Origin of the sequence: Yoonia sp. R78084 (assembly GCF_044595625.1) — a bacterium.
Lineage (GTDB): Bacteria > Pseudomonadota > Alphaproteobacteria > Rhodobacterales > Rhodobacteraceae > Yoonia.
Map to the genome: position 1 here is coordinate 1,096,619 of NZ_CP138993.1, position 25,648 is coordinate 1,122,266.

At 56.7% G+C, this 25,648-nt stretch carries 29 protein-coding genes and 1 tRNA gene; 11 read left to right on the plus strand and 19 right to left on the minus strand.

From position 1 onward, the window contains the following. The first annotated feature begins 120 nt into the window (after window positions 1-120). Window positions 121-813, plus strand: a complete 693-nt coding sequence (locus SJY29_RS05640) for a DUF1223 domain-containing protein (protein WP_400087784.1) — start codon at window positions 121-123, stop codon at window positions 811-813. Here SJY29_RS05640 and SJY29_RS05645 read toward each other — a convergent pair. From SJY29_RS05645 to SJY29_RS05670, 6 genes are all read right to left on the minus strand, one after another. Then, window positions 810-1,700 carry a lysophospholipid acyltransferase family protein gene (locus SJY29_RS05645; protein ID WP_400087785.1) on the minus strand — a complete coding sequence of 297 codons (891 nt, stop codon included), beginning with the start codon at window positions 1,698-1,700 and terminating at the stop codon, window positions 810-812. The two genes, SJY29_RS05640 and SJY29_RS05645, sit on opposite strands and share 4 nt — an antisense overlap. Continuing rightward, window positions 1,697-2,341, minus strand: a complete 645-nt coding sequence (gene nthA / locus SJY29_RS05650) for a nitrile hydratase subunit alpha (protein WP_400087787.1) — start codon at window positions 2,339-2,341, stop codon at window positions 1,697-1,699. Before nthA ends, SJY29_RS05645 begins: the two co-directional genes overlap by 4 nt. Further along, window positions 2,331-2,600, minus strand: coding sequence for an SH3-like domain-containing protein (locus SJY29_RS05655; protein WP_400088843.1), 270 nt, complete (start codon window positions 2,598-2,600; stop codon window positions 2,331-2,333). The genes nthA and SJY29_RS05655 overlap by 11 nt, the downstream gene beginning before the upstream one ends. 10 nt (window positions 2,601-2,610) lie before the next feature. Beyond that, the gene (locus SJY29_RS05660) at window positions 2,611-2,958 is read right to left on the minus strand and encodes a ScnB-like protein (RefSeq protein ID WP_400087788.1); all 348 of its coding nucleotides are present in this window, start codon (window positions 2,956-2,958) and stop codon (window positions 2,611-2,613) included. A gap of 50 nt (window positions 2,959-3,008) precedes the next feature. Next, complete coding sequence (locus SJY29_RS05665) at window positions 3,009-4,034, minus strand: FliG C-terminal domain-containing protein (RefSeq protein ID WP_400087790.1); 1,026 nt, start codon at window positions 4,032-4,034, stop codon at window positions 3,009-3,011. A gap of 78 nt (window positions 4,035-4,112) precedes the next feature. Beyond that, complete coding sequence (locus SJY29_RS05670; protein ID WP_110280558.1) at window positions 4,113-4,601, minus strand: autoinducer binding domain-containing protein; 489 nt, start codon at window positions 4,599-4,601, stop codon at window positions 4,113-4,115. Window positions 4,602-4,738: 137 nt separating this feature from the next. Between SJY29_RS05670 and SJY29_RS05675 the strand changes: the two genes are divergently transcribed. Then, entirely contained in the window at window positions 4,739-5,347 is a 609-nt protein-coding gene (locus tag SJY29_RS05675; RefSeq protein ID WP_110280559.1) for an autoinducer binding domain-containing protein, read from the plus strand. A 125-nt stretch (window positions 5,348-5,472) separates the two neighbouring features. Beyond that, window positions 5,473-6,150, plus strand: a complete 678-nt coding sequence (locus SJY29_RS05680; RefSeq protein ID WP_400087793.1) for an acyl-homoserine-lactone synthase — start codon at window positions 5,473-5,475, stop codon at window positions 6,148-6,150. A gap of 61 nt (window positions 6,151-6,211) precedes the next feature. Here the strand turns inward: SJY29_RS05680 and purB are convergent, their stop codons facing one another. Then, a complete protein-coding gene (gene purB, locus SJY29_RS05685; protein WP_400087795.1) occupies window positions 6,212-7,516 on the minus strand; it encodes an adenylosuccinate lyase in 1,305 nt (434 codons plus the stop codon). Between the two features lie 96 nt (window positions 7,517-7,612). Here purB and SJY29_RS05690 point away from each other — a divergent pair, with 96 nt between their 5' ends. Both SJY29_RS05690 and SJY29_RS05695 read left to right on the plus strand, forming a co-directional pair. Next, window positions 7,613-8,023: a DUF6314 family protein gene (locus tag SJY29_RS05690; protein WP_400088845.1), complete on the plus strand. Its 411-nt coding sequence runs from the start codon at window positions 7,613-7,615 to the stop codon at window positions 8,021-8,023. A gap of 75 nt (window positions 8,024-8,098) precedes the next feature. Next, a complete protein-coding gene (locus SJY29_RS05695) occupies window positions 8,099-8,701 on the plus strand; it encodes a biotin transporter BioY (RefSeq protein WP_400087797.1) in 603 nt (200 codons plus the stop codon). A gap of 52 nt (window positions 8,702-8,753) precedes the next feature. On the opposite strand, the gene SJY29_RS05700 is transcribed toward SJY29_RS05695, so the two are convergent. The 7 genes from SJY29_RS05700 to SJY29_RS05730 form a co-directional block, all read right to left on the minus strand. Then, entirely contained in the window at window positions 8,754-9,962 is a 1,209-nt protein-coding gene (locus SJY29_RS05700; protein ID WP_400087799.1) for an alpha/beta fold hydrolase, read from the minus strand. Between the two features lie 132 nt (window positions 9,963-10,094). Next, window positions 10,095-10,439: a hypothetical protein gene (locus SJY29_RS05705; RefSeq protein ID WP_400087800.1), complete on the minus strand. Its 345-nt coding sequence runs from the start codon at window positions 10,437-10,439 to the stop codon at window positions 10,095-10,097. A gap of 87 nt (window positions 10,440-10,526) precedes the next feature. Continuing rightward, the gene (locus tag SJY29_RS05710; RefSeq protein WP_400087802.1) at window positions 10,527-12,377 is read right to left on the minus strand and encodes an extracellular solute-binding protein; all 1,851 of its coding nucleotides are present in this window, start codon (window positions 12,375-12,377) and stop codon (window positions 10,527-10,529) included. Between the two features lie 159 nt (window positions 12,378-12,536). Continuing rightward, complete coding sequence (locus SJY29_RS05715) at window positions 12,537-14,093, minus strand: alanine/glycine:cation symporter family protein (RefSeq protein ID WP_400087804.1); 1,557 nt, start codon at window positions 14,091-14,093, stop codon at window positions 12,537-12,539. A gap of 12 nt (window positions 14,094-14,105) precedes the next feature. After that, a complete protein-coding gene (locus SJY29_RS05720; protein ID WP_400087806.1) occupies window positions 14,106-14,537 on the minus strand; it encodes a universal stress protein in 432 nt (143 codons plus the stop codon). Between the two features lie 329 nt (window positions 14,538-14,866). Next, entirely contained in the window at window positions 14,867-16,273 is a 1,407-nt protein-coding gene (gene glnA, locus SJY29_RS05725) for a type I glutamate--ammonia ligase (protein WP_400087808.1), read from the minus strand. Window positions 16,274-16,306: 33 nt separating this feature from the next. Then, a complete protein-coding gene (locus SJY29_RS05730) occupies window positions 16,307-16,645 on the minus strand; it encodes a P-II family nitrogen regulator (protein ID WP_055293055.1) in 339 nt (112 codons plus the stop codon). A 174-nt stretch (window positions 16,646-16,819) separates the two neighbouring features. Between SJY29_RS05730 and SJY29_RS05735 the strand changes: the two genes are divergently transcribed. From SJY29_RS05735 to SJY29_RS05750, 4 genes are all read left to right on the plus strand, one after another. Next, window positions 16,820-18,478 carry an NAD(P)H-hydrate dehydratase gene (locus SJY29_RS05735; protein WP_400087809.1) on the plus strand — a complete coding sequence of 553 codons (1,659 nt, stop codon included), beginning with the start codon at window positions 16,820-16,822 and terminating at the stop codon, window positions 18,476-18,478. A gap of 86 nt (window positions 18,479-18,564) precedes the next feature. After that, window positions 18,565-18,649 (plus strand) — tRNA-Leu (locus tag SJY29_RS05740). 24 nt (window positions 18,650-18,673) lie between these two features. After that, entirely contained in the window at window positions 18,674-20,005 is a 1,332-nt protein-coding gene (gene tig, locus SJY29_RS05745) for a trigger factor (RefSeq protein ID WP_400087811.1), read from the plus strand. A 160-nt stretch (window positions 20,006-20,165) separates the two neighbouring features. After that, window positions 20,166-20,645 (plus strand): hypothetical protein, encoded by a 480-nt coding sequence (locus SJY29_RS05750; RefSeq protein ID WP_400087813.1) that lies wholly within the window; start codon window positions 20,166-20,168, stop codon window positions 20,643-20,645. A 51-nt stretch (window positions 20,646-20,696) separates the two neighbouring features. On the opposite strand, the gene SJY29_RS05755 is transcribed toward SJY29_RS05750, so the two are convergent. The 4 genes from SJY29_RS05755 to rpsF all read right to left on the minus strand — a co-directional run bounded on the left by SJY29_RS05755 (window position 20,697) and on the right by rpsF (window position 22,658). Next, window positions 20,697-21,269, minus strand: coding sequence for a hypothetical protein (locus SJY29_RS05755; RefSeq protein ID WP_400087815.1), 573 nt, complete (start codon window positions 21,267-21,269; stop codon window positions 20,697-20,699). Between the two features lie 129 nt (window positions 21,270-21,398). Beyond that, window positions 21,399-22,028, minus strand: a complete 630-nt coding sequence (gene rplI / locus SJY29_RS05760; RefSeq protein ID WP_400087817.1) for a 50S ribosomal protein L9 — start codon at window positions 22,026-22,028, stop codon at window positions 21,399-21,401. 12 nt (window positions 22,029-22,040) lie between these two features. After that, entirely contained in the window at window positions 22,041-22,268 is a 228-nt protein-coding gene (rpsR, locus tag SJY29_RS05765) for a 30S ribosomal protein S18 (protein ID WP_055293050.1), read from the minus strand. A gap of 27 nt (window positions 22,269-22,295) precedes the next feature. Continuing rightward, entirely contained in the window at window positions 22,296-22,658 is a 363-nt protein-coding gene (gene rpsF / locus SJY29_RS05770; RefSeq protein WP_110280574.1) for a 30S ribosomal protein S6, read from the minus strand. A 266-nt stretch (window positions 22,659-22,924) separates the two neighbouring features. Here rpsF and SJY29_RS05775 point away from each other — a divergent pair, with 266 nt between their 5' ends. Together SJY29_RS05775 and SJY29_RS05780 are read left to right on the plus strand one after the other, a co-directional pair. Then, window positions 22,925-23,482, plus strand: coding sequence for a hypothetical protein (locus SJY29_RS05775; RefSeq protein WP_400087820.1), 558 nt, complete (start codon window positions 22,925-22,927; stop codon window positions 23,480-23,482). Between the two features lie 180 nt (window positions 23,483-23,662). Next, a complete protein-coding gene (locus tag SJY29_RS05780) occupies window positions 23,663-24,244 on the plus strand; it encodes a YceI family protein (protein ID WP_110280598.1) in 582 nt (193 codons plus the stop codon). 59 nt (window positions 24,245-24,303) lie between these two features. Here the strand turns inward: SJY29_RS05780 and SJY29_RS05785 are convergent, their stop codons facing one another. Next, the gene (locus SJY29_RS05785) at window positions 24,304-25,482 is read right to left on the minus strand and encodes a cytochrome b/b6 domain-containing protein (RefSeq protein ID WP_400087822.1); all 1,179 of its coding nucleotides are present in this window, start codon (window positions 25,480-25,482) and stop codon (window positions 24,304-24,306) included. Between the last annotated feature and the right edge of the window lie 166 nt (window positions 25,483-25,648).

Consider the following 25,648-nt stretch of genomic DNA (forward strand, 5'->3'; position numbering starts at 1 on the left):
AAAGATCAACGCCGTTTGACACTGAAACATTGTTAACTTTGCAATCGCAATTCATTGATTGGCCATTTCAGTCTAATCTGATTACACCCGACACAGAAGAGCAATTACCCGGGGTTCCTTATGCGTTATTTTCTTGCTGCCTTGTCGGTCTTTGGAGTCATGCATGCAACACAGGTTGCAGCCCAGGACGATCCGGTGGTGGTTGAGCTTTATACCTCGCAAGGGTGCTCTTCGTGTCCTCCGGCAGACGAGATGCTGCATGATCTGGCCAAGCGGGATGATGTGATCGCTCTGGCACTTCATGTGGATTACTGGGATTACATCGGCTGGAAGGATATCTTTGCAAACCCTGCTTTCACCGCGCGCCAGCACGCCTATGCGCGCGCTGCGAATGCCACCTCGGTCTATACCCCGCAGATGATTATCAACGGTGTTGAACAGGTGGTCGGTTCGCGCCCCATGCAGGTGATGGATGCGCTCCAGGCGCAAAGAGAGGCAGGGAGCCTCTTTGATCTGCAACTGACGCGGCGTGAGGGTGCCGTTCTGATCGCCGCCGAACCGGGGCAAGGCGGGGACTATGCAGTGCAGCTTGTCCGTTACATCCCCGAGGAAACCGTTGATATCAGACGCGGGGAAAACGCAGGACGCAAATTGAGCTATGCCAATATCGTCACATCATGGGAAGTCGTCGCTGAATGGGACGGCCGGTCACCACTGGCGTTTGAGGCGGTTGCAGAAGGGGATAGCCCGATTGTTGTGATCTTGCAGCAGTCCACGGATGGCCCCATCGTCGGTGCGGCTGTGCTGCGCTAGGCACTGCGACCACGGTTTTTCCATCGCCTGTGCACCCAAAACCACTGCGCCGGGTTACTCGCAATTTGTGCCTCAAGACGTGCATTCATGGCCAAAAGCATGTTTTCAGGCGTGTCAGGCGCGATGGGCGCTTCAACCTCGACCTGAAATGAAAGCCCGTCAGGCTGTCTGATCCCGAAATAGGGGATCATGACAGCATCGAGTTTCAACGCGATCTCGGCGGCAGAGACCGAGGTGCGCGCAGGGTGGCCCAGAAAGGGCAGAGAAGGCCCTGGTGCCGCGACATCAAACAGCAGCGTGCCCAGACCGCCACCGCGCAGGTGCCGTACGAAGCCCATGGTGCCGCGTCGGCCTTGGGCAAAGACGGGGCCGCCCCAAGAGGTCATCGTCTTGGCATAGTGATCGTTAAAATAGGCGTTTTGCATCGGGCGATAAAGGCCACCGATGGTATGGCCCATCGCGGTCAGTACCTGACGCGGGGCTTCGTGATTGCCGAAGTGGCCGGTCACAAAAAGGACCGGTCGCTTGGATTTCACGGAATCCGAAAGTGCATCAAGTCCGTCTCCTTGTGGATTGATATCGCGTAGTTTATTGCCAAATTCTTGCCATGAATAATTCTCGATGACTGTGCGTCCGAAGTTGTCACAGCACTGCTCCGCAATCTGCCGTCGTTTGATGACGCCCATGTCGGGATAGACCAGCGCCAGGTTCTGTTCGGCCCGTTTGCGGTATCCTGCCAAAGGCCCGATTGCGCGGCGCAGCGCGCTGCCCATCATGCGCACGCGGGTTTCATATGGCAGGCGCATGAGCGTGCCGATCAGGCCGCGCAGGGCGCGGTCAGCCAGCCAATCGGCCCGTGTTCCGGTCGGGGGTTCTTCAGTCGTCACGCGGCATCCGGTGATTTGGCAAGCCCTGTGCCGATCATGCTGTCACGGGTGACGAGTTTTGCAAGGTCATCTGCCTGCCATCCGTCAGTGCCTGCGGGGCGATGCGGGATGACGACATAGCGCATGTCTGCTGTGCTGTCATGGACGCGAACGGTGGTGGTGTCGGGCAATGTCACGCCGAACTCGGCCAGTACTTTGCGTGGTTCCTTAACGGTGCGGGAGCGATAGGCGCGGGATTTGTACCAGTCGGGGGGCAGGCCCAACAGATTGCGCGGATAGCACGAACATAGTGTGCAGACGACGATATTGTGGATGTGTTCCGTATTTTCCAGAGCGATCAGCCGCATTGGGCCGATGTCAAAGCCCATGTCGCGGGTCGCGGCACTGGCGTCATCCAGCAAAGCTGTGCGGAAATCGGGGTCGGTCCATGCGCGTGCCACTACTGCTGCGCCATGGGCAGGGCTACGCGCGTCCATGGCCTCGATCTGGGCGTTGATGGCCGCAGCCGTGGTCACACCTTTTTCGATCAGCAGCTCGCGCACGGCGATTTCCATTTGCTGCCAATAGGTCAGCGGGTGGTCGTCGTCAGGCCGGTAGGGGTGACCCGAGGGCGACAGGTGGTCGTGGTGATCATGGGGCATGGGGTGCCTCTGCGGGTTCAAGCCAATGGCTGTAGATTTCGGCGTCAATCGTGTCGGCGGGGCTTTCGGATGCCTCACCCCAAACCTCGGCCATGGAAAAGCGGACCCGCATCAAGGGCAGGGCCTGCGCGTTCAGCCCATAGGCCAGTTGTTCGGGGTTGGGGAAGGGGCCAAGTGTGCGTTCGACCCAGCCGACCTTGCCCCGCAGATAGGATGGTGTGCGCACGTGGCCGGGGGGCATATCCGCGCGCACCCGCATATATTGGCGGTCACTCACTTGCAGCCTCGCCATAGGTGGCGCCGCGTGCTGCGACCGCCGTCATGCGTTGGGCAAGTTCGGCGATGGTGTAGACGCCAACCTCGATCAGGTTCTGGTTCACGGCGGCAATCCAGCGTTCGTAGTATGTCATGGTTTCGAACGCCTCTTCGCCCATGTCTTCAAGCACGCGCCGCAGACCATCGACGGTGAAATGCCCTTGGCTCGAGGCGATGATCATCAAGGCATCGACACGCTTTTCCCAAAGTGAAAAATCATGTTGCCCGGTAGGTATGGTGCCGGCCGCGCCGCCGCCCATGTCGTGCCAGCGTTGGCCAGTGAAGGGGTGATTATCAGTCATGCTGTGAGCTTAGGGGATTTTCTGCGCGACGTGAATCACATTTGTTGTTTTTAGCCTTCCTCTTCGGCGGTATCCGTTGCGTCCGGATCAATCAGGGTGATGACACCGGCGTCAGCCATTTCGCGGATAACAGTCGTGATCGCGGCCATGGCCTTTTCAGCATCGTCTTTTTTGATGCGTCCGCGTTCCTGCGCATCTTCGCGCAACTGGGTTGCCATGCGCTGCGACAGGCTTTTGAGGATAAACTCTGCCGAATTCATCAGCGCCTCTTCACCGGCGAGTGCTGCCGCGATCGCCGTGGTCAGCGTATCGCCATCCACATTGCGGATCGCGTTCGGAATGTCGGTCGGCTTGACGCGCGGCGCGATGTCCTTGAAGGTGAAAATCGCCTTGCGCACATTGCTGGCGAAATCCGGATCCGTGCCTTCCAGCCCTTCCAGCACGTCTTCACGGGTATCTGTGACTGTCGAGTTCAGAATTGCACCCAAGCGCTGCACCGGCGCCTTTTCGAACGCCTGATCGGCCGGCTGGCCATAGTCCGCAGCCAATGCGGCCCCGATACGGCGCACGGCGTCAGGCGAGATATCTTCGGTCTGGGACATCGCATAGGTGATCCTGCGCGCCCTTTCCCCGGGGGTTTTTGTCAGCACCTCTGCGGCCTTGGCAACGGGCAGTTTGGACAGGGCGACCGCACAGATTTCGATACTTTCGGACTGCATGATTTTCACAAGCCGTTCTAGGCTGAGGTCAACGACAACGGGCCAGTGATCCCCGTTGCGTACGCTTTCCAACTGGTTGCGCAGCCTGCTGGCCAGAACGGGGCTGAGGTGATCGGCAAGTGCCGTGATTGCCCCGTCGCGGGTGCCGGGGGCTGTCAGGCCCACCGCCTCAAGCTCGGCAGTGAATTCTTCTGCCACGGCGGTGACGGTGGCTTTGTCGACCCTCCGCAGGGCGCCCAACTCATCGGTGAGCAGCAGTTGCAACAACTCAGGCAGTTGCCCCAATGCGAGCGTATTGCCGTCTTCAAGCAGCATATGCACGACCATTGCCGCCTTGCGGCGACGTGTCAGGGTCATATCAGGGGTGGGCGGGGCGCTGAAATCCATATGGTCACATAAACGCGTGACCGTAAAATATTGGTTAGCTTAAACGACTTAAGCGCGCGGGTGTGTCACCATAATTGACATCTTTTTCAACTGCTCAACGGTCTTGGGGTCAAGCTGGGCAGTGTCTGCGGTGTTGTCATGGATCTTGGTGACAAGTCCCTGAATACTTGCGATTTCTTCATCCGAGAATTCGCGTTCACCGTTGGCAAAACCACAAATTGTGCGGCTGTCATCCGATACGATGGATACCACGATGCCATATCTCAGACCATGTTCAGCCGCTTTGGTCATGACACCCGCCGGATCATCAAGGGCGGACCAGCGCGTGGCACCTTCCGTATCAAACGCCCAGGCGACCATCGGGTCTGACATCAACAGACCATTTCGTGAATAGTAATCCAGCCAGTCTTTGGGGTAGGTTTGAAACATGAACTTGGGGGTCGTGTACTCAATATGGATGCCTAACGCATAGCCAGCAGGCGCAAGGTCATTGAGCTGGCCGAGTGTTTCGCTAATCTCAAATTGCGTAGAGGCCATCGAATTGTACTCGCTTTCCGGTTGCCAAGATTAACGTTATGACCATAAAGTCTGTTCGAACCGCTGTCCGGGCATATTAGGGCGAACAGCGCGGCCGCAACAAGAGCTTTGTTACAACGGCTCGTTAAGGAAGTTGAATGTCGACACTCTTAGACCCAGAAGAGATTGGGCAGCTAGCCCCCTCTGGCTATTATGTGGCGCTACGCATTGGCTTTGCTTTCCCGATGGAAGAGGTGAACGCCTTTCCGAAAGGCTGGATCAACCATTACACCAAACAGCGGTATATGCTTTTTGATCCGGTCGTAAAGTGGGCCTATGCGAATGTGGGTGCCATCAGGTGGTCCGCACTTGCAGAAGACGATCCAAAGCGAATCATCACTCAGGCGTATAGTTTTGGCATGCGATACGGTGTCACTGTTTCGGTGTTCGATAGCGATGCAGACGAGCAACGGTCCTTTGCATCTTTTACACGATCTGACCGGGATTACACCGATCTCGAAGTCAAGCTCCTGCTTGCCTACCTGACACGCCGCCACACCGAAACAGCACCACCGACGAATCTGACCAAGGCAGAGCTTGAAGCGCTGGGGATGGTCAAGGACGGTAAGCGCTTGAAAGAAATCGCGTTTGAGTTGAGTGTGAGCGAAGGTGCAGTCAAGCAGCGGCTCAAGAATGCCAAACTGAAACTGGGTGCTAAAACCGGGACCCAGGCGGCTGCATTGGCAAATCAATTCGGCCTAATCTAAAAAGAATTAGGCGCTTCTTTTATCCATTCCTTACAATTAGAGCTAAATTGTAGGTTGCTATGTTAGCATCGTACTTGGTGACGGTGGGGGCCGTCGACCCAAACATTACAACCAGAGGGAATACTATGGAGAAGATTACATTCAACCTGACAGAACTCCACAAGCATGGATCTGCGTTCTTCGAATTTCTTGCACTTCGCAAGCAATTCTTTGTCGATCAATTGGGGTGGGACATTCCGCATGACGACGATGTGGAAATGGATCAGTACGACAACCCCAAGGCGTATTATTCGCTTGTTCTGAAAGATGGCAAGGTTGTCGGTGGCATGCGGGCAATGGCCACGACGGCACAGTGGGGGGCGCATACATATATGCTGCGTGATGCGGTGGACGGGAAGCTGATCGGCATCCCCGCCGACATCATTCCGCATGCAGAAGTCACGCCGAATGTCTGGGAAGCAACCCGCGTTGTGATCTCGGACGCGCTCAACACCCATGCGGAACGGTCAGAATGCCTTGCGCTGGTGCTGGATGGTGTGGTCGAGCAGGCGACAGCGCAGGGTGCCACCGAAATTGTAGCACTTTGTCCGCCCGTCTTTGCGCGCACGCTGCGTCAGTTGGGATACCCTGCAAAGATTATTGGTGAGCCTTACACGAACCTGCATGATGATCGCCGCTATGTGGCAATGGCGATGCCTGCGGTACGCCGCAAATCGGCCAAGGCAGCGCAAGTTGCTCCGGTTCCGCGGTCGTCGACACACAGTTTGCCGGCACAGGCGCTCCACGCGCCGTCAAAGCTGTAGGTTCATTGGTGAGAGACCTGATCGCATCGCGGTTTGCGATCAGGTCATCTGAAGTGTGTTGTTAAGCGCCGAAGACGCGCCCAAAGATCGTATCCACGTGTTTCATGTGGTATCCGAGGTCGAATTTCTCTTCGATCTCCTCGGCAGAGAGCGCCGCCAGAACATCGGCGTCACCCAACAGTTCCGTTTTGAAATCCGCGCCCTGTTCCCAAACGCGCATGGCGTTGCGCTGGACCAGTTTATAGGCGTCCTCGCGGCTGACACCGGCCTGTGTCAGGGCCAAAAGCACACGTTGCGACATGACCAAGCCACGGAATTTATTCATGTTGGCCAGCATGTTGTCTGGATAGATCACCAGCTTTTCGATCACACCCGCCAGACGGTTCAGCGCGAAATCCAAGGTGATTGTCGTATCGGGACCAATCGCACGTTCCACGGATGAATGGCTGATGTCGCGCTCGTGCCAGAGGGCCACGTTTTCCATTGCCGGCACCACCGACATGCGCACCAGACGCGCCAGACCTGTCAGGTTCTCGGTCAGCACGGGGTTACGCTTGTGCGGCATCGCGGACGAGCCTTTTTGACCGGCAGAGAAAAACTCTTCGGCTTCCAACACCTCAGTCCGCTGCATGTGCCGGATTTCAATCGCGATGTTTTCGATGCTGGACGCGATCACGCCAAGGGTCGCAAAGAACATCGCGTGGCGGTCACGGGGAATCACCTGGGTGCTGATCGGTTCGGGCTTCAGGCCCAGTTTTTCGCAAACGTGCTCTTCGACGGCGGGATCAATATTGGCGAATGTGCCGACAGCGCCGGAAATTGCGCCAGTCGCGATTTCTTCGCGGGCATTCACAAGGCGTGCGCGGCCACGGTCCATTTCGGCGTAGAAGCGTGCAAAGGTCAGACCCATCGTCGTTGGCTCGGCGTGAATACCGTGGCTGCGACCGATGCGAACCGTATCCTTGTGCTCGTAGGCACGGGTTTTCAGGGCGGCGAGGACGCGGTCCATATCGGCGATCAACAGATCGGCTGCGCGCACCAGTTGCACGTTCAGCGTTGTGTCGAGCACGTCGGACGATGTCATGCCCTGATGAACGAAACGCGCATCATCCGATCCGATATGTTCGGCCAGATGCGTGAGAAACGCGATGACATCGTGCTTTGTGACCGCTTCGATCTCATCAATGCGTGCCACATCGAACTCAACATCCTTGGCTTTCCACACTGCTTCGGCGTTTTCCTTGGGGATCACGCCAAGGGCCGCTTGCGCGTCGCAGGCATGCGCTTCGATCTCGTACCAGATGCGAAATTTGGTTGCTGGCTCCCAAATGGCGGTCATTTCGGGGCGGGAATAGCGAGGGATCATTGGCATGCACCTTTTACAGGGGGTGGGCAGAGGATTCCTGACGCGTCATAAGGGGCCGAGGGAGAACCCTCAAGGGAGAGATGGCTTTTGGCACTGGTGGCAACGGATTTTCAGGGCGTTTGGGCTTTGCGGCGCACGATCGTGGACCGGCGCGATGGCCAGAACGGTGTATTGGAAGGGCAGGTGGTGTTCACAGCTACGGATGCGGATCATCTGACCTATCACGAGCAAGGGCAGTTGACGCTGGACAGCGGTGTCACACTAGAGGCGCAACGGTGCTATCACTGGGCCTTCACGCCACTGGATGTTGTCGTCACATTCGATGACGGGCGTCCGTTTCATGCCTTTACTCCTGCAGGCCATGCCGCAGGCACCGACCATCCCTGTGGCGATGATTTCTATACGGTACGCTATGATTTCACGGCATGGCCCGTGTGGCGCGCGATCTGGACCGTCAAAGGGCCGCGCAAGGATTATGTCTCGACCTCGACTTATCAACGCCGTTAACGCCATCATGCTTGCGCCGCGTCGCGGCATCGGCGATAAAACCGAAACGAAATTCACAATAGGGGAGAGTGGCACATGGCCCTCGCACTTAACGACAAAGTCCTGGCCGAGGCGATCGGCCCGTCAACCGGTACCGCGCTGCGCATCAAGCAGGCCGCCATGGTGGTTCTGGGGATCGCGGTTCTGGCGATCATGGCGAAAGTGAAAGTGCCGATGTGGCCGGTCCCGATCACCATGGGCACATTTGCGGTGCTGACCATCGGTGCTACTTACGGCCCGCGTTTGGGTCTGGCGACGATTATGGGTTATATGATCATCGGTGCGCTTGGATTTGACGTCTTTGCAGGCTCGACCGCTGAAAACGCAGGTCTGACCTATATGATGGGCGGCACAGGCGGCTATCTGGTGGGTTATGTCGTGGCGACGCTGGCACTCGGCTTTGCGGCGCGTGCCGGTTGGGACCGTTCGGTTCTGATGATGGGTGTTGCATTGCTGATCGCCAATGCGCTGATCTACCTGCCCGGTGTGGCATGGCTGAGCGTTCTCTACGGCAACGGCCTTGCATGGTCGGTCGAAGTTGGCATGACACCCTTCCTGATCGGTGACGCGCTCAAGCTGGGCCTTGCGGCACTGCTGGTCCCCGGTCTGTGGAAGCTGATCGGCGACGCGCGCTCTTAAGCTTCGCTTTCAATTCTTGGAAAAGGCGCAAGCATCACGCTTGCGCCTTTTTTCATGCAAGACGGGTCGTGATAGCTGATGACCGCTCAAGCGTGCGGTGCACTGGGCATTTATCTGCAATCTCAAGCAGTCTTTCGCGCTGGTCCTTGCTAAGATCGCCTTCGAGCCGGATGAGGCGTTCAAAGTGATCGACTTTGCCATCCGCCGGATCAGCTGCGTCAGCGGCGTGTTCCTTGGCATGGCTGATATCGACACTGACACCCGTCAAAGGCCAGCCTTTGCGCCGCGCATACATGCGGATCGTCATCGACGTACAGGCGCCTAGACCAGCAGAAACAAGGCCATAGGGCGAAAGCCCTTTGTTGCTGCCACCGTGTTTTGCAGGCTCATCTGCCAGCAGATGGTGCGGACCGGACTGGATATCCTGCAAGAAGCCGTTTGCGTCCGCCTCGGACACCCGCAAAATGCCTTCAGGTGTGGTGGCTTTCGGTTCAGGCTGTGCCAATTCCAGATAGCGTTTCGACCACACGGCAATCATATCTGCTGCGTAATCTGCGTCTCTTGCTCCTGTCATCAGGTGGTCGGCATTGTCCAGCGTGACAAAGCTCTTGGGGTGTTTGGCTGCCATAAAGATATCCGAGGCGTTTGCGATCCCGACGGTGGCATCGCGGGGGGCATGCAGCACCAGAAGGGCCGCACCCAGATTGCCAATCGCGGCCTTCAGATTTGCCGTGCTGATATCTTCGACAAAGCCTTTGCCTATGCGGAAGGGGCGGCCGCCAAGGTCAACCTCGGCCACGCCCTGATCCTCGATTTCGGGGATCGCATGGGCGAAATGATGGGTGACATGCTCGGGATCAAAGGGTGCGCCGATTGTGACGACGGCCTTGATACCGGTCAGCATAGGGGCAGCCTTCAGGGCGGCGGCACCACCCAGCGAATGGCCGATGAGCAAGGAGGCCGGCATGCCCCGTGCGGCCAGCGCCTTGTCGGCGGCAACCAGATCATCCACGTTCGAGGTGAAACTGGTATTTTCAAACTCGCCTTCGGAATGCCCGAGACCGGTAAAATCAAACCGCAGCACAGCGATGCCCATGGAGGACAGACGCGCCGCGATCCGGCGTGCGGCGGTGATGTCCTTGGAGCAGGTAAAGCAATGCGCAAAAAGGGCTGTGGCAAGGTGCGGCCCGTTTGGCAGATCAAGGCGTGCGGCAAGCGTGTCGCCGCCATGTCCGGTGAAGGTGAGCTTTTCGGTTGGCATATGCGGGGCCTCCATTGTCTGTATCCGTGATGGCAAGGTGGCGCGCGGATGGCAATCAGCAGACCTGTTTATCGCAGGAAGGTGAGAGATGTTACCGCGTCAGATGCGCTGCCGTGGTGGGGGCCATACTGCTCAGGGGATCGTGTTCATCTGCGTGCTGCCCAGCGAAAGCCAGTCCCACAAGAGATGTGGATTGCTGATGAGGCCTATGACCAGCAAGAACACAGCGAGTGCAAGGTTGCCTCTGGTGACGAAGCCGAGAAGTCGCGTCAGCCGCTGCGGGCGCTTGGCAGACTGCGCCACCGGCCGTTTTTGGCTGCGTCTGACTTTGGGGATGGCTGTTGGCACAGTCTTGGCAGCACGTGGCTTGGTTTGCGCGAAAACGCTGGCGCGTTGCTCTGCTTTCCGGTGTGCCGACCCGCGATAGGCGGTCGAGGGGCCTTTGTAGCGCACGTCGATAGGGTGGTATTTGGACATGTGAATTGATGCTTTGGAATGAATCGCAATCTGACGTCAGCCTATACCGCAATCATTGGGCGGCGCGCGAAAAATCCCGGGTTTCGATCACAATCCGCCGTCGAGTGCCCCTTCAGCCACCAAAGCATCGTATTTGTCGCGTTCAAACCACCAGAAATCGACGTTGCGGAAGAAATCATAAGGGGCAGGCGTTTCGGGCATGCCGAAGATATCCCAGACCGCCACACGGTGCGCCCCGAGGTTCCAGCCGCCAATCCAGATATGTTTGGAGCGCAGGACGCGGTCAAGCGCGCGCACAGCGGTGGTGAGCTCTTCGCGGGTGCTGGCCACGACGACCTTTTCGATCAGCGCGTCCACCACAGGATCGGCAAGGCCTGTCAGGTTGTTGCTGCCTTCCGCACCGGCGGCGGCAGACCCGTAAAAGGCGCGCAATTCTGCCCCCGGTGTCGTGGCGACGGACCATGCGGTCGAGGACAGATCGAAATCGAATGCCTGCCTGCGCTGGGTCCACGCGCTTGGGTCGATCACTTCGAATTCTGCGTCAATGCCAAGGGCTTTGAGATTTTCGGTATAGGGAATCATGATCCGCTCAAGGCTGCGGCTGCTGTCGGGGAATTCAAGGTGCAGGATCTCGCCGGCCGCATTGCGGCGCATCCCGTCATCGCCCACAGTCCAGCCCGCGGCCTCAAGAAGCTCGCCCGCCCTGCGCAGATCACCACGGTCGCGGGGGCGGTCGCTGCCGGGGTTGGGGACATGGGCAGGTTCGGTAAAGATTTCCGGCGGGAGCTGGTCGCGGAATTCCTCTAACAGTGCCAGTTCCGCGCCTTCGGGAATACCTGTCGCCTGCATATCGGTGTTTTCAAAGAAACTGTCGTTGCGGGCATATGTTCCGTAAAAGATCGTATCATTCGTCCATTCGAAATTGAACGCATATTCAAGGGCCTGGCGCACGCGGATGTCTTGCAGGACGGGATTACGCATGTTGAACCAGATGCCTTGGGCATTGGCGGGGCGGCCATCGGGGATCAGAAGTTGCTGGACCCAGCCGCGCTGTGCTGCAGGAAAATCATAGCCTGTCGCCCAAGAAGCCGAGCGGTATTCGACACGCATATGGTATTCACCGGCGGCAAAGGCCTCGAGCCCCACGGTATCATCGACGAAGTATTCGTAAGTAAAACAGTCGAAGTTGTTGCGGCCTGTGTTTACGGGCAGGTCCGCACCCCAGTAATCGGGGTCTTTGCAGAAAGTGATGGTGCGTGGGGCATCCACGGTCGTGACCTCGTAAGGGCCGGACCCAAGGGGGGTATCCATCCAGCTTTCGGCGAAATCCACGGTGTCATAAAAATGTGCCGGCAGCACGGGCAGTTCTGCGACGCTTCCCAAAAGGCCGCTTCCCGCGCCGGGGGCCAGATCAAAGCGGACGCGCGTCGCGCTTTCGGCGGTTACGGTGGTCACATCGGACAAGAGGTTGCGATAGTAGGGGTGCCCTTCGGTTTGCAATGCGTTGATCGTGAACACGACATCGGCGGCGGTGACGGGTGTTCCGTCATGGAAACGGGCCTCGGGGCGCATGTTGAAGACGACATAGGAAAAATCATCGGGGTATTCGATGGTTTTCGCAATCAGCCCGTAAAGCGCATCGGGTTCGTCATTGGCGCGCACCATCAGGCTGTCATAGATATGGACACTGACCTCGGGGGCGCTGTCGCCTTTGATGATGAAGGCGTTCAGGCTGTCAAAAGTCGGGGTGCCGAAGAGCTGGCGCTGGCTCATGGTGCCGCCTTGGGGGGCGTCGGGGTTGGCATAGTCGAAATGGGTGAAATCCGGGCCGTATTTCAGATCACCGAAGGTCGAAAAGCCGTGGCTGATGGTGACATCGGCGAATGCGGGTGTCGTGAGGGCGATCAGGGTAAGCGTGACGGGGAAAGTCTTCATCATATGCCTCCGGTGGGAACCGTTCACAGAGTGACCTGATGCGGTGTTGTGTCAAGGCATTGAAGGGGGGTGGATTGTCACAGTCCTGTGGGCAATCCAGCCCCGCGCCACGAAAAAAGGCCGCGGCATGCACCGCGGCCCCTTTCATTCATGCCACACTTGTTAGTGCGTGAACTTCTTGATCTCGCCTGATTTCAGGCGCGCGCTGTAGGAGTTCAGCTCTTTTCGGACCACTTTCATCAGGAAGTAGAGGCAGAAGATGTTCACCACCGCCATGGCAAAGATCGCGGCATCCGAGAAGTCGATCACGGGGCCAAGGCTTGCGGCTGCGCCAATCACGATGAAGATGCAAAAGATGATCTTGAAGACCAGCTCTGTCGTTTTGCCTTCGCCGAACAGGTAGGTCCATGCCTTCAACCCGTAGTAAGACCACGAGATCATGGTCGAGAAGGCGAACAGGATCACGGCCAGTGCCAGTACATAGGGGAACCAGCTAATGGCAGAGCCGAAGGCGGCGGATGTCAGTGCAACACCGCTGTTGCCATCAATCGTCGCAATCGCTGTGCCTGCTTCGTTCAACATGTAGTTGCCTGTTGCCTGATCAATGATCAGCTGCTGCGAGATGATGATGACCAAGGCGGTCATTGTACAAATCACAACCGTGTCGATCAGTGGCTCGAGCAAGGACACAAACCCTTCGGTGATGGGTTCGTTGGTTTTCACCGCAGAGTGCGCAATCGCCGCAGAGCCAACGCCCGCTTCGTTCGAGAAGGCCGCACGGCGGAAACCCTGGATCAGCGCGCCGACGAAACCGCCTGCAACGCCCAGACCGGTGAAGGCACCGGCAAAGATCTGACCAAAGGCCCAACCGATCATGTCGTAGTTGACGATCAGCACAACAATGGCCGCACCGACATAGAGGATGCCCATGAAAGGAACGACTTTTTCGGTTACCCGTGCGATGGATTTGATGCCGCCGACGATCACGGCGAACACGACGCCAGCAAAGACAATCCCAGTGATCCAGCCCGGGAAGTCACCTGTGATCTGCGTGATCTGCGCATGCGCCTGATTGGCCTGGAACATGTTGCCGCCGCCCAATGCGCCAAGGATACAGAAGATCGAGAACATCACGGCAAGGATTTTCCCACCGGGCAGACCCAGTTCATCAAAACCTTTAGAGATGTAATACATCGGACCACCCGACACCGTGCCATCAGGGTATTCGTTGCGGTATTTCACACCCAGTGTACATTCGGTGAACTTGGACGCCATGCCCAGCAGACCCGCGAGGATCATCCAGAATGTCGCCCCCGGACCACCGATACCGACGGCCACGGCAACACCGGCGATGTTACCAAGACCAACGGTCCCGGACAGCGCGGTTGCCAGCGCCTGAAAGTGGCTGACCTCGCCCGCATCGTTGGGGTCGGAATAATCGCCCTTTACCAGCGCGATGGCGTGACCGAAGAACCGGAACTGCACGGCGGCAAAGTAGATTGTGAAAACTGTGGCGCCGACCACCAGCCACATGACGATCCAGGGGAAGTTTGTCCCGGGGATCGACATGAAGATGAAGTTAACGAACCAACCCGTGGCGCTCGCAAACGCCTCGTTCACGCGTGCGTCAAGAGAAACGGCTGCTTCTTGTGCTCGCGCGGGAACGGCAATGGCCAGTGCGGCAATCAGTGTCAATATCAGAATTTTGAAATTTTTCATCTGGATCGGTCCTTATGCGACGACGGTGACAGGAACGCGGGCGTTCATCACGAGGCTTGCGGTTGAACTGCCAAAGATGCGCGATGTCAGGCCGCCGTCGCTCGAACGGGCGACGATGATCTGAGAGGCACCTTCGGAATGCGCGATGCTGTCGATCGTATCGGCCACATCACCGTGGCGCACAATCGCTCGGGCATTGAGGCCCGCAGCCGTGAGGTCGGCCACAGCAGGGTCGACAACCCGTTCGCGCGCGATCGAGATTTCCTCTTCGCGCCGCTTGTGACGTTCGGCATTTTCAGCAGCGGTTTGAAAAGAAAACGGTGACCATTCAATTACATAGACGACGATCAATTCACAATCGTCGGCTTTCTTTGCCAGACTTTTGGCGAAGGCGAGGGCTTTCTCCCCCGAGCTTCGCCCGTCCAATCCAATAACGAGTTTCATTATTCTGTCCCTGTTTATTTATCTTATGATCAGGCTTCGTGGTGCAATTCACCCCGAGGGGCAAATATTTTCTGTCGGCCTGAGGAAAAGCGTAACGAAGGAGGGCACATAGGTCTATGGTTGTGCGCCGTCTTTTGCCCAAAAATGCAGCAGTCTGACACGAGTTGCCTAATAAGTGTGGTGTTTTGGGTGGTGGGCACCATGTGGCTATAAACTCAAAGCAAGACGGCTATGCGTGATATCCGGCAGATACAAACGGCGTGGTTTGTGAAAAGAAACAAAAAAGCCCCGCCAGATTTCTCTGACGGGGCTTTCTTAAACTTGGGAAATTAGCAGCTGTAGTACATCTTGTATTCAACTGGGTGCGGTGTGTGCTCGTAGGCGTAAACCTCTTCCCACTTCAGCTCCATGTAGCCTTCCAGCTGGTCTTTGGTGAACACGTCGCCGGCCAGCAGGAATTCGTGATCCGCTTCCAGTGCTTCCAGCGCTTCGCGCAGTGAGCCGCAGACCGTCGGGATCGCTGCCAGTTCTTCTGGTGGCAGATCGTAAAGGTCTTTGTCGGAAGAGGGGCCTGGGTCGATCTTGTTCTTGATACCGTCAAGGCCAGCCATAAGCAGTGCTGCAAAGCACAGGTATGGGTTGGCTGCGGGATCGGGGAAACGGGCCTCGACGCGCTTTGCCTTGGGGCTTTCAGCCCATGGGATACGGACACAGCCCGAACGGTTACGTGCGGAATAGGCGCGCAGAACGGGTGCTTCAAAGCCCGGGATCAGGCGCTTGTAGCTGTTGGTCGACGGGTTTGTGATCGCGTTCAGCGCTTTGGCGTGCTTGAGGATACCGCCGATGAAGTAGAGCGCTTCCTGTGACAGGTCAGCATATTTGTCGCCAGCAAAGAGCGGCTTGCCGTCTTTCCAGATCGACATGTTTACGTGCATGCCGGTGCCGTTGTCGCCTGCGATGGGCTTGGGCATGAACGTCGCTGATTTGCCGTAGGCCTGTGCCACGTTGTGGATCACGTACTTGTACTTCTGCAGCTCGTCCGCCTGATGGGTGAGCGTGCCGAAGATGAGGCCCAACTCGTGCTGGCAAGACGCCACTTCGTGGTGGTGCTTGTCAACTTTCATGCCCATGCGCTTCATTGTGGAGAGCATCTCGGAGCGCATTTCCTGTGCGTCGTCGATGGGGTTCACAGGGAAGTAGCCGCCTTTGACGCCGGGACGGTGGCCAGTGTTGCCCATCTCGTACTCGGTGTCTGTGTTCCATGCGCCGTCGATTGCGTCGACTTGATAGGACACTTTGTTCATGGACACCTGAAAGCGCACATCGTCAAAGACGAAGAATTCAGCTTCCGGGCCAAAGTAGGCTGTATCGCCGATACCGGAGGATTTCAGGTACTCTTCGGCTTTCACTGCTGTGCCGCGTGGATCGCGGTCATAAGGTTCCATTGTGTCGGGTTCGACGATGTTACAGTTAATGCAGATTGTCTTTTCCGCATAGAACGGATCGACATAGGCGCTTTCGGCCTGTGGCATCAATTTCATGTCGGACTGATCGATGGATTTCCAACCGGCAATGGATGAACCGTCGAACATGAAGCCTTCTTCGAGGAAGTCTTCGTCAACGAGATCGGCCACAACAGTGACGTGTTGCAGTTTGCCGCGTGGATCAGTGAAGCGGATGTCGACGTAGTCGGCTTCCTCGTCTTTGATCAGTTTTAGAACAGCCTTGTTGTCCATCTATGATGTCCTTTTTTGTAGCGTCGTTACTGGTTAGAGTGCATCGTCGCCGGCTTCGCCGGTGCGGATGCGGATGGCTTGCTCGACTGACGATACAAAGATCTTGCCGTCGCCAATCTTGTCGGTTTTCGCGGCACCAATAATGGCTTCAATGGCCGCATCGACCTGGTCGTCCGCCAAGACGACCTCGATTTTCACTTTGGGTAGAAAGTCGACCACGTATTCCGCACCGCGGTAAAGTTCGGTGTGCCCTTTCTGGCGGCCGAACCCTTTGACTTCGACGACAGACAGGCCTTGGACACCCACCTCTTGCAAGGCTTCCTTCACTTCATCGAGCTTGAATGGCTTAATGATCGCTTCGATTTTTTTCATCGCTCGCGACTCCCCCTTGTGTGTTTCGTCAGTGGTGAGACCATTTCTCTTGCATAGGGACAATTCGTCGTGGAACCTCAAGGCAAGCTGGTCGGGGGAAACTATGCGTAATGCTTAAAATTTGTGCAACTAGACTTATTGATGGGCGATTTGTAAACTTTTGGTGCTGAAACCATGACCGAACTACTCACCGCTGCCCAAATGCGCGCCATCGAAGCGGCCGCGATCGCCTCGGGCGAGGTGACCGGGCTGGAACTGATGGAGCGCGCGGGGCGGGGCGTCGTCGCGGCTATTTTTGAGGAATGGCCGGAGTTGGCGCCATCTTGGGGGCCAGCCCCCAAACCCCCGGAGTATTTCCTGCAAAATGATGAGCAGGGACTGCATCGCGCGGTGGTTCTGTGTGGGCCGGGCAATAATGGCGGTGATGGGTTTGTTGTCGCGCGGCTGCTCAGAGAGGCGGGGTGGCACGTTGAGGTCTTTCTGTATGGGGATGCGGAGAAGTTGCCGCCGGATGCGCGGGTGAATTATGAGCGTTGGGGGGGGATGGGGGAGGTCTACGAACTTTGCAATGATAGTCCACCAGAATTTGCACACAGGCACCTCGTCGTCGATGCCTTGTTTGGAACGGGCCTTACACGTCCTCTTGGCGACTTATGCTTTGTCCTACGTGATATCTGCGATTGCGTGGACGCGGGAGGTATTCAAAGTTTGGATGATCGCTTGCCGTATTGGCCGCCCGTCGTTGCGATTGATATGCCATCGGGGATTTGCGCCGATAGCGGGCGCGTATTGGCTGACAGGGATTTCACCACAAATGGCGGTTCTCGTGCCGCTTGCGCCGCGGCTGATTTGACAGTTACGTTTCACGCCAAGAAAGTCGGACAAATGCAATCTGTTGGCGCTCTCTGGTGCGGCAAGATTAAATTGGTTGATATTGGTATTCGCCCGCCGGCCTCAAGAAAGATAACATTTGCTGAAAAGGTGAAACTGACCTCTGGCGGCGGCTCGGCCTACCGGCGACAAGGCCACAAGTATTCCCACGGTCATGCCCTCATTCTCTCTGGCGGTATTGGCCAAGGCGGCGCTGCGCGCCTTGCGGCGCGTGGTGCGTTGCGGGTCGGGGCAGGGGCTGTGACCCTTGGTTGTCCGCCTGCTGCTCTGATTGAGAATGCGGCGCAACTGAATGCGGTGATGCTGTGCAAGATCAAGAGTGCCACTGCGCTCAGTGTGGCTTTGGAAGACCCCCGCATCAACACCCTATGTCTGGGGCCTGGAATGGGGGTTAGCGATGAAAGCCGTGACTTCGTAGAGGCAGGCTTGAAGAGCGGGCGGACGATTGTGCTGGATGCGGATGCCCTGACGCTCATCGGGCGCGATGCGCCTCTCTTCGCGATGTTACATGACAGGTGTGTTTTGACGCCCCATGCGGGCGAGTTTGCACGGTTGTTTCCGGATATTGCGGAAAAGCTGGCGGCACCTGCGATCAAGGGCCCGGCCTATTCCAAGGTCGATGCCACGCGGGATGCGGCAAGGCGGGCAGGGTGTGTCGTCTTGTTCAAAGGGCCCGATACCGTCATCGCTGATCCGTCAGGGCGCTGCAGCATCAACGCATCCGTCTATGAACGCAGCGCGCCTTGGCTGGCGACCGCGGGATCGGGCGATGTTTTGGCAGGCTTTATCACGGGTCTGTTGGCGCGCGGTTTCGACCCGATGCAGGCCGCCGAATCCGGTGCCTGGCTGCACACCGAATGCGCGCTCTCCTTCGGTCCGGGCCTGATTGCCGAGGACCTTCCCGAAGAACTGCCCAAAGTCTTTCGTGCATTGGGTCTTTAACGCGATTTTTCCTCTCGCATCCCCCCGTTTCCTTTGCTAGACAGCGCGCAAACCGGGGCTGGCGCAATCCAGCCCCTTTTGATCATGCGGGTGTGGCGGAATTGGTAGACGCACCAGATTTAGGTTCTGGCGCCGCAAGGCGTGGGGGTTCGAGTCCCTTCACCCGCACCAAGTTTGAAAAAAGAAGGACAGCACATGAAGGTCACCGAGACCCTGAACGAAGGCCTCAAGCGCGAGTATGCGATCACCGTCACGGCGGCTGAACTGGACGCCAAGGTTGAAGAGAAGCTGAAAGAAGCACAGCCTTCGGTCGAAATGAAAGGTTTCCGCAAAGGCAAAGTGCCGATGGCATTGCTGCGCAAGCAATTCGGCCAGCGCCTGATGGGCGAGAGCATGCAAGAGGCGATCGACGGCGCGCTGTCATCGCATCTGGAAGAAACCGGTGATCGTCCTGCGGCACAGCCCGAGATGAAAATGACCAACGAAGACTGGAAAGAAGGCGACGACGTCGAGATTTCCGTCTCTTACGAGAAGCTGCCAGAGATCGAGGACGTTGACTTCAGCAAGGTCAAGCTTGAGCGCCTGATCGTGAAGGCGGATGAGGCCTCTGTCAAAGAAGCGCTCGAGAACCTTGCCGAGAGCCCGCAGGCCGTGACCTATGAGGCGAAAAAGACGCAAGCCAAGGACGGCGATCAGGTTGTTCTGGATTTCGTCGGCAAGATCGACGGCGAGCCCTTTGATGGTGGTGCAGCCGAGGATTACCCGCTTGTGCTGGGGTCAAACTCGTTCATCCCGGGCTTTGAAGACGGCCTGTTGAAAGTGAAAGCGGGCGACGAGAAAGACGTCGAGGTTACCTTCCCTGAGGATTATCAGGCAGAAAACCTTGCTGGCAAGAAAGCTGTCTTCTCATGCACAATCAAAGAAGTCCGCGGCCCAAAGAAGCCAAAGTTGGATGATGACCTGGCCAAAAAGTTCGGTGCCGAGGATCTTGAAGCGCTGAAAGGTCAGATCACAGAGCGTCTGGAAGCGGAATACTCCGGCGCGTCCCGTGCGATTGCAAAGCGTGGTTTGCTGGATGCGCTCGACAAGAAGGTCAAATTTGATCTGCCAGCGTTGCTGGTCGAGGCGGAAGCCAACCAGATTGCGCATCAGTTGTGGCATGAAGAAAACCCCGAGGTCGAAGGCCATGATCATCCCGAGATCAAGCCAACCGACGAGCACATCAAGCTGGCCGAGCGCCGCGTAAAGCTGGGTCTGTTGCTGGCAGACATCGGCCAGAAGGCCGAAGTGAAGGTGACCGATCAGGAGATGACACAGGCGATCATGAACCAGGCGCGTCAGTACCCGGGTCAAGAGCGTCAGTTCTTCGAGTTTGTTCAGCAGAACGCGCAGTTCCGCCAGCAGTTGCAGGCGCCGATGTTCGAAGACAAGGTTGTTGACCACATCCTCGCGCAGGCGGCCGTGACAGACAAAGAGGTCAGCAAAGAAGACCTTGAGAAGGCTGTCGAGAAGCTCGAAGAAGAATAGGTTTTCAGCAATATCGAATAAGAGAGGGCGCCCGTTGCGGCGCCCTTTTTCATGAGATGATTGCAGCCCGATCCTTACTTGCCCCAGACTGCCTTTAAATGCAGGTACTTTTTCAGTTTTCCGACTTTATGCTTGCGGCATCAAGTGAAGGAGCCAGATAATGGGAAAACTAACCGTATTGTCCGTTTGTGCGATTGTAGGAATGGCGGGGAGTGCCGCGGCGTGCCCGAATTTCAATGTCGCGCCACAAGCCTCTTATCAGGCGACCGGTCAGCAACTTTATACGCCGCGGTCTTTCGATGTTGTTGCCGGAGGGGATAATTATATCTGGGATTGTCCAAATGTGCGTCCCGGGACCGACACGGGGGCAGGATATTTTCCGACCGCGCCGGACTTTTCCTTTCAGTTGAGCAATATGAACCCCTATCGGCTTGAACTGCGGGTGGTCAGTGAATGTGATGCGGCACTTTTGATCAACACAGCCTCTGCCAATTGGTATTACGACGATGACGACAATGGTAATCTTGACCCCAAGATCACCCTGACGCGCCCTGCCGATGGACGGGTCGATATCTGGATCGGGACCTATGATGGCGCGTATTGCAACGCGCGGCTGGAGCTGGAGACATTTGACCGCTAGGGTGCCCGCTTGCGGTGCATCCTGTGCCTTCGGTCAGATGCGCAATTCCGTTTACATCAAGGATGTCAGATTGATCCCGATTGTCATTGCGCCAATCGGCTGACCGGTGTCGTGATCTGTCATGGTCATCGACACCTGTCCCTGAACCTGCTGCGTTGAATCGTCGAGTTCAACGTCCCCGAAATGCACGGCCGTTGGCCCAACCTGATAGGTTTCCTGAAACTTAGCCTCGTCACCTTGCCAGTAGTCGGAAGTCACAGATGATGCCGCAACGTTCAGGCCGCGCGCGTCCATGATGAAGATTTCGGTAATGGCGCCGCCTGACTTGCTTACCTGTGTGCGCAGAAAGTCGGCGGCCGCGTTCTGAAGGACTTTATTTATAAGGTCGCCATCGCCGCTTGCCGCGTAACCGCGCCAAAGCTGATCAAGCATATCAATCTCTGCTTGATCGTAGCTGGATGTCGTCGTGTTTTGCGCCTCAATCGCAGCAATCAAGACGGGGTCTGAGGCCCAAGGCATGATTTGGGCGGTCATGAACGCCTCCATCGCCTGCTGTGTTCCGTCTGCGTAAAGTGGTTGTGTCGCGGTGATCATGACCGCGAGGCCAAGTGATAGCGTTTTCATTCCTGCTCCTTTCTCATTGTGTCACGTGTTATCGCCACAGCGCACTAAGATTTCGTGAATGAGAGAATCGCGAAACGAAAAAGGCCGCCCCGAATGGAGCGGCCTTTGAATTTGTCAGATGAAAAGAAATTACTTCTCTTCGTTTGCGTCATCCGCATTTGCGTCGACACCGGCAGTTTCTGCCAGATCATCGTCGTCAGATGCTGCAGCACCGATATCGTCAAACAGTTCCTGAATTTCGAATTCAGCTGCTGCTTCTTCTTCTGCTGCAAGCTCGGCAATGGATTTGCCGGCTTCCTGAAGTTCAGCTTCTTCCACGGAACGTGCGACGTTCAGTGTGATGGTGGCTGTGACTTCGGGGTGCAGGTTGATCGAAACATCGTGCAGGCCCAGTTCTTTGATCGCGCCAAGCAGAACAACTTGCTTTTTGTCGACCGAGTAACCGGCTGCAGTAGCGGCTTCTGCGGCGTCACGTGTTGTGACCGAACCATAAAGCGAACCTGCGTCGGAGGCAGAGCGGATCACGATGAATTTCTCACCGTCCAGCTTTGCAGCCAGCGCTTCGGCTTCTTTTTTGGTTTCAAGGTTGCGTGCTTCCATCTGGGCTTTTTCGGCCTCGAAACGGGCAAGGTTTGCTGCGTTTACGCGCAGGGCTTTGCCCTGTGGCAGCAGGAAGTTGCGTGCGTAGCCTTCTTTGACAGAGACGACTTCGCCCATCTGACCCAGCTTTGCAACGCGCTCAAGGAGGATGATATCCATGGGATGATTTCCTTATTTTACGGCGTATGGCAGCAGGGCAAGGAAACGGGCACGCTTGATCGCACGGGCGAGAGCGCGCTGGTTTTTTGCACCAACAGCAGTGATACGGGCGGGAACGATTTTGCCGCGCTCAGAGATGTAGCGCTGCAAAAGGCGAGTGTCTTTGTAGTCGATCTTCGGGGCGTTTTCGCCTTCAAACGGATCGGACTTACGACGACGGAAAAATGGTTTGGTTGCCATGATTGATGTCCTTTCTCAGATCAACGATTAGCGACGCTCGCGGCGTTCGCCACGGTCACCGCGCTCTTCGCGCTTTTGCATTTGCACGGAAGGGCCTTCTTCGTGTGCGTCGACCTTGATGGTGAGCACGCGCATGACGTCTTCGTGCAGACGCATCAGGCGTTCCATTTCCTGAATAGCAGGAGCAGGCGCATCTGTGCGCAGCAGGGCATAGTGGCCCTTGCGGTTCTTGTTGATCTTGTAGGCCATCGTTTTGACGCCCCAGTATTCGTTATCCAGCAGCTTGCCGCCGTTGTCGGCAAGGACGGTTCCGAAATGTTCGATGAGGCCTTCAGCTTGCGTGTTGGACAAGTCCTGACGCGCAATCATGACATGCTCGTATAGCGGCATGTGAACTCCAGTTCATTTATCAGCGCATTTCAAAGGATGGGCGGTTCCCCTTGCATGCGTCCCATCCACGAGAGCCTGCGCAGTTCATACGTTTTGCAGCAAGGATGGCGTCTTATACAGGTGAATTCCCGTGGCGCAAGCCATGAATGCCCCAGAAAAGCAGCCTTTTCGCAACAATCGGGGATTTCTTAACCTCGCCTTGTGCTTGCCGCTTTATTGCCCGGATTGCAGGGCATCATGTCATCAATAAGTTTGGAGTGGGCAGAATGACAGATATGAACATCACCGCCGGCGGCTTTGTTAATCACGTTGCGCGTGCGGCCCCGTTTGCGACCGAAGATCAGTTTTGGGGCTATAAGGTTCGCTCATCCGACGCCGCGCCTGTTTCGGTGATGCTGGGGCAGGCGATCAGTTTCTTTTTTGGTGTTTGTCTGGTGACGGCAACTTTGGGCGTTCTGGTTCTGCCGACCCTCTTCTTCGATGGTAATTTCGGCTTTATGCGCATCGGTGCTGCCGTGTTGATGGGGGCGATCGGGTTGTATCTTTTGTGGTTTGCCAGCCGTGGCACGATTGCGGATGTCCATATCGACACCAAAGCGCGCGAAATCCGCGAGGTTGTGAACAACCGTTTCGGCAGTCCGACAACCGTGGGGCTTTATACATTCGACGAAATCAGTGGCATCTATCTGGAGCTGGATGAAAGCACCGGTCAGTCACAGCTTTTGCTGGGCTACAACGATTCCGCCCATGCGATCAGCGTTGCAAGAGGAACAGAGGCACAATTGCTCCCGTTGCGGGACCGGTTGGCAAGTGACTTGTTGTAAGAACGCACTGTCGCCAATGACATGGGCCGTCCGAAAGGGGCGGCCTTTTTTGTTTCGGCGAATGCGTGCGTCGTGATCCTGCGTATCCGTGAACAGACTCTGTTCGTTTTTGAAGCTAGGAACCAAAATCAGATTGGCTATCTGAAGCACACGAAACATTTTTCAGCTTGGAGAAGCCTCATGAAAACCCTTTTGACCTCCGCGGCACTTGCTGCTGCGACCCTGACAACACCCGCATTTGCAACAACACAAAACTACGTGCTGGACGCGAGCCACAGCCAGATTGTCTTCAGCTACGACCACCTTGGATATTCGACAACCTACGGCATGTTCTCCGGATTTGAAGGCGAGATCGCATTCAACCAGGAAGATCCCGCTGCATCTTCCGTCAACGTTTCTTTCCCTGTGCGCACCATGCTGACAGGTTGGGAAGAGCGTTTTCAGCACTTTATGAGCGGTGATTTCTTCGACGCTGCCGAAGACGAGATGGTGACATTCACATCCACAGGGATTGAGGTGACGGGCGAAGACACAGCGTTGATCACGGGTGATCTGACACTGAACGGCATCACGAAAGCTGTTGTCCTGGATGCCAAGCTGAACCAGGTTGGCATGCACCCGATGGCCGAAATGCCGTGGGCAGGTTTTGACGCGACAACAACACTGCTGCGGTCCGATTTCGAAGTCGGCGCATTCGCACCATTCGTCAGCGATGAAGTGGAAGTCATGATTTCCATCGAGGCGATGCAAGCAGCTGAATAAGCTCACCGTCTGACGGAACAATCAGGCCGCGCTCCAGATCGGAGCGCGGCCTTTTTCGTTTAGCGGGTTGCGGTGAGGGCGATATCAACCTGCACAGGGAAGGCGAGGTTGCTTTCGTCGCTCATGCTCTGGCCGATTTGAAACGTCCGCCGGTCAATGGTGATGGACCCATTCATCGTGGCCGTGTCGTCTTCAAGTGTCAGCGCGAACGGCAAGGCAAGCGGTGCTGTGATGTCTTTTATCGTCAGCGTGCCATCAGCGACATAGGCGTCACCATCGGCCAGAATGTCGGCGGTGAAGACGGCGGTGGGGAAGGTGGCTGCGTTGAAGAAATCTGCGTCCAGCGCCTGACCCGTGACAGAACCCAGCGACAGGGACCCAATGGAAATGGTTGTTTCAACCGATCCCATGACGCCGCTTGCGGTCTCATCAAAGCTGATGGCAGAGGTCCAGTCCGCGAAGCTGCCGCTGACAGCGCTGCCGAATTGCGTGATTGTGAGGTTGATGGAGCCTTCGGTGACAGTCCAGTCCGAGGATACTTCGGCAAGTTCAATCCGTTCAGCAGTTGAAGGTGCAGCGTAGAGGCCGGCTGCCGCGCCTGCACTTGTCAAGGCAACATAAAGTGCGACCGCTGCAACAGGTGCTGTCCATGTGCCAACGTGACGACCAAGGCCAGCAGCGTCGCTTTTGCCGAACCACATGCGGCGCAGGGTGGCGTCTTTGTCGATGAACACGTGTTTGAGCGCGCCTGCGATATGCAGCAGAATTGAACCAACCATGATCTTGCTCCACAGCCAGTGCAGACCACCAAAGAGTTTTGCAACGGCTTCGTCATTGGGCACAAAGGGCAGGTCCTGGCTGATGGGCAGCAGGATCGGCGCAAAGCCTTCGGTCGCGGCGTGGTGGATCCAACCGGTCAGCGGCACAGCCACCAGCGAGATGTAAAGAAGCCAGTGTACCGTCTCGGCAAGCCAGGTTTCGGATTTGCGGTCAGGGTGCAGCGGGGCCGGTTTGGTTTGGGTCAACGCCCAGACAATGCGCGCCAGGGCCACGGCAAAGACGATCACCCCCAGTGTCTTGTGATATGAAAACAGCTGTGCCTTCAGGGCCAGCTGCTCGTTTGTTTCGTAGGGCAGGTTATAGGCAACCACCCCAAGCGGCACGATGGTGATGATCAATAGTGCCGTGAGCCAATGAAAGGTTTTCGTAACTGTACCGTAGGTTTGCGTGCCTGACATAACAATCTCCAAAAAAGTTTCAGGATAGGTAACATGTCTGGTGATCATGCAAAGGGCGCGTTCTGTGCGCCTGTGCTCTTGGTGCTGTGCAGTTTCGTGTTTGCTTGTGCAGACGGGCGCGGCGCGGTAAGCGTCATGGCAATAAAAGGCAATGATTGGGGGACGC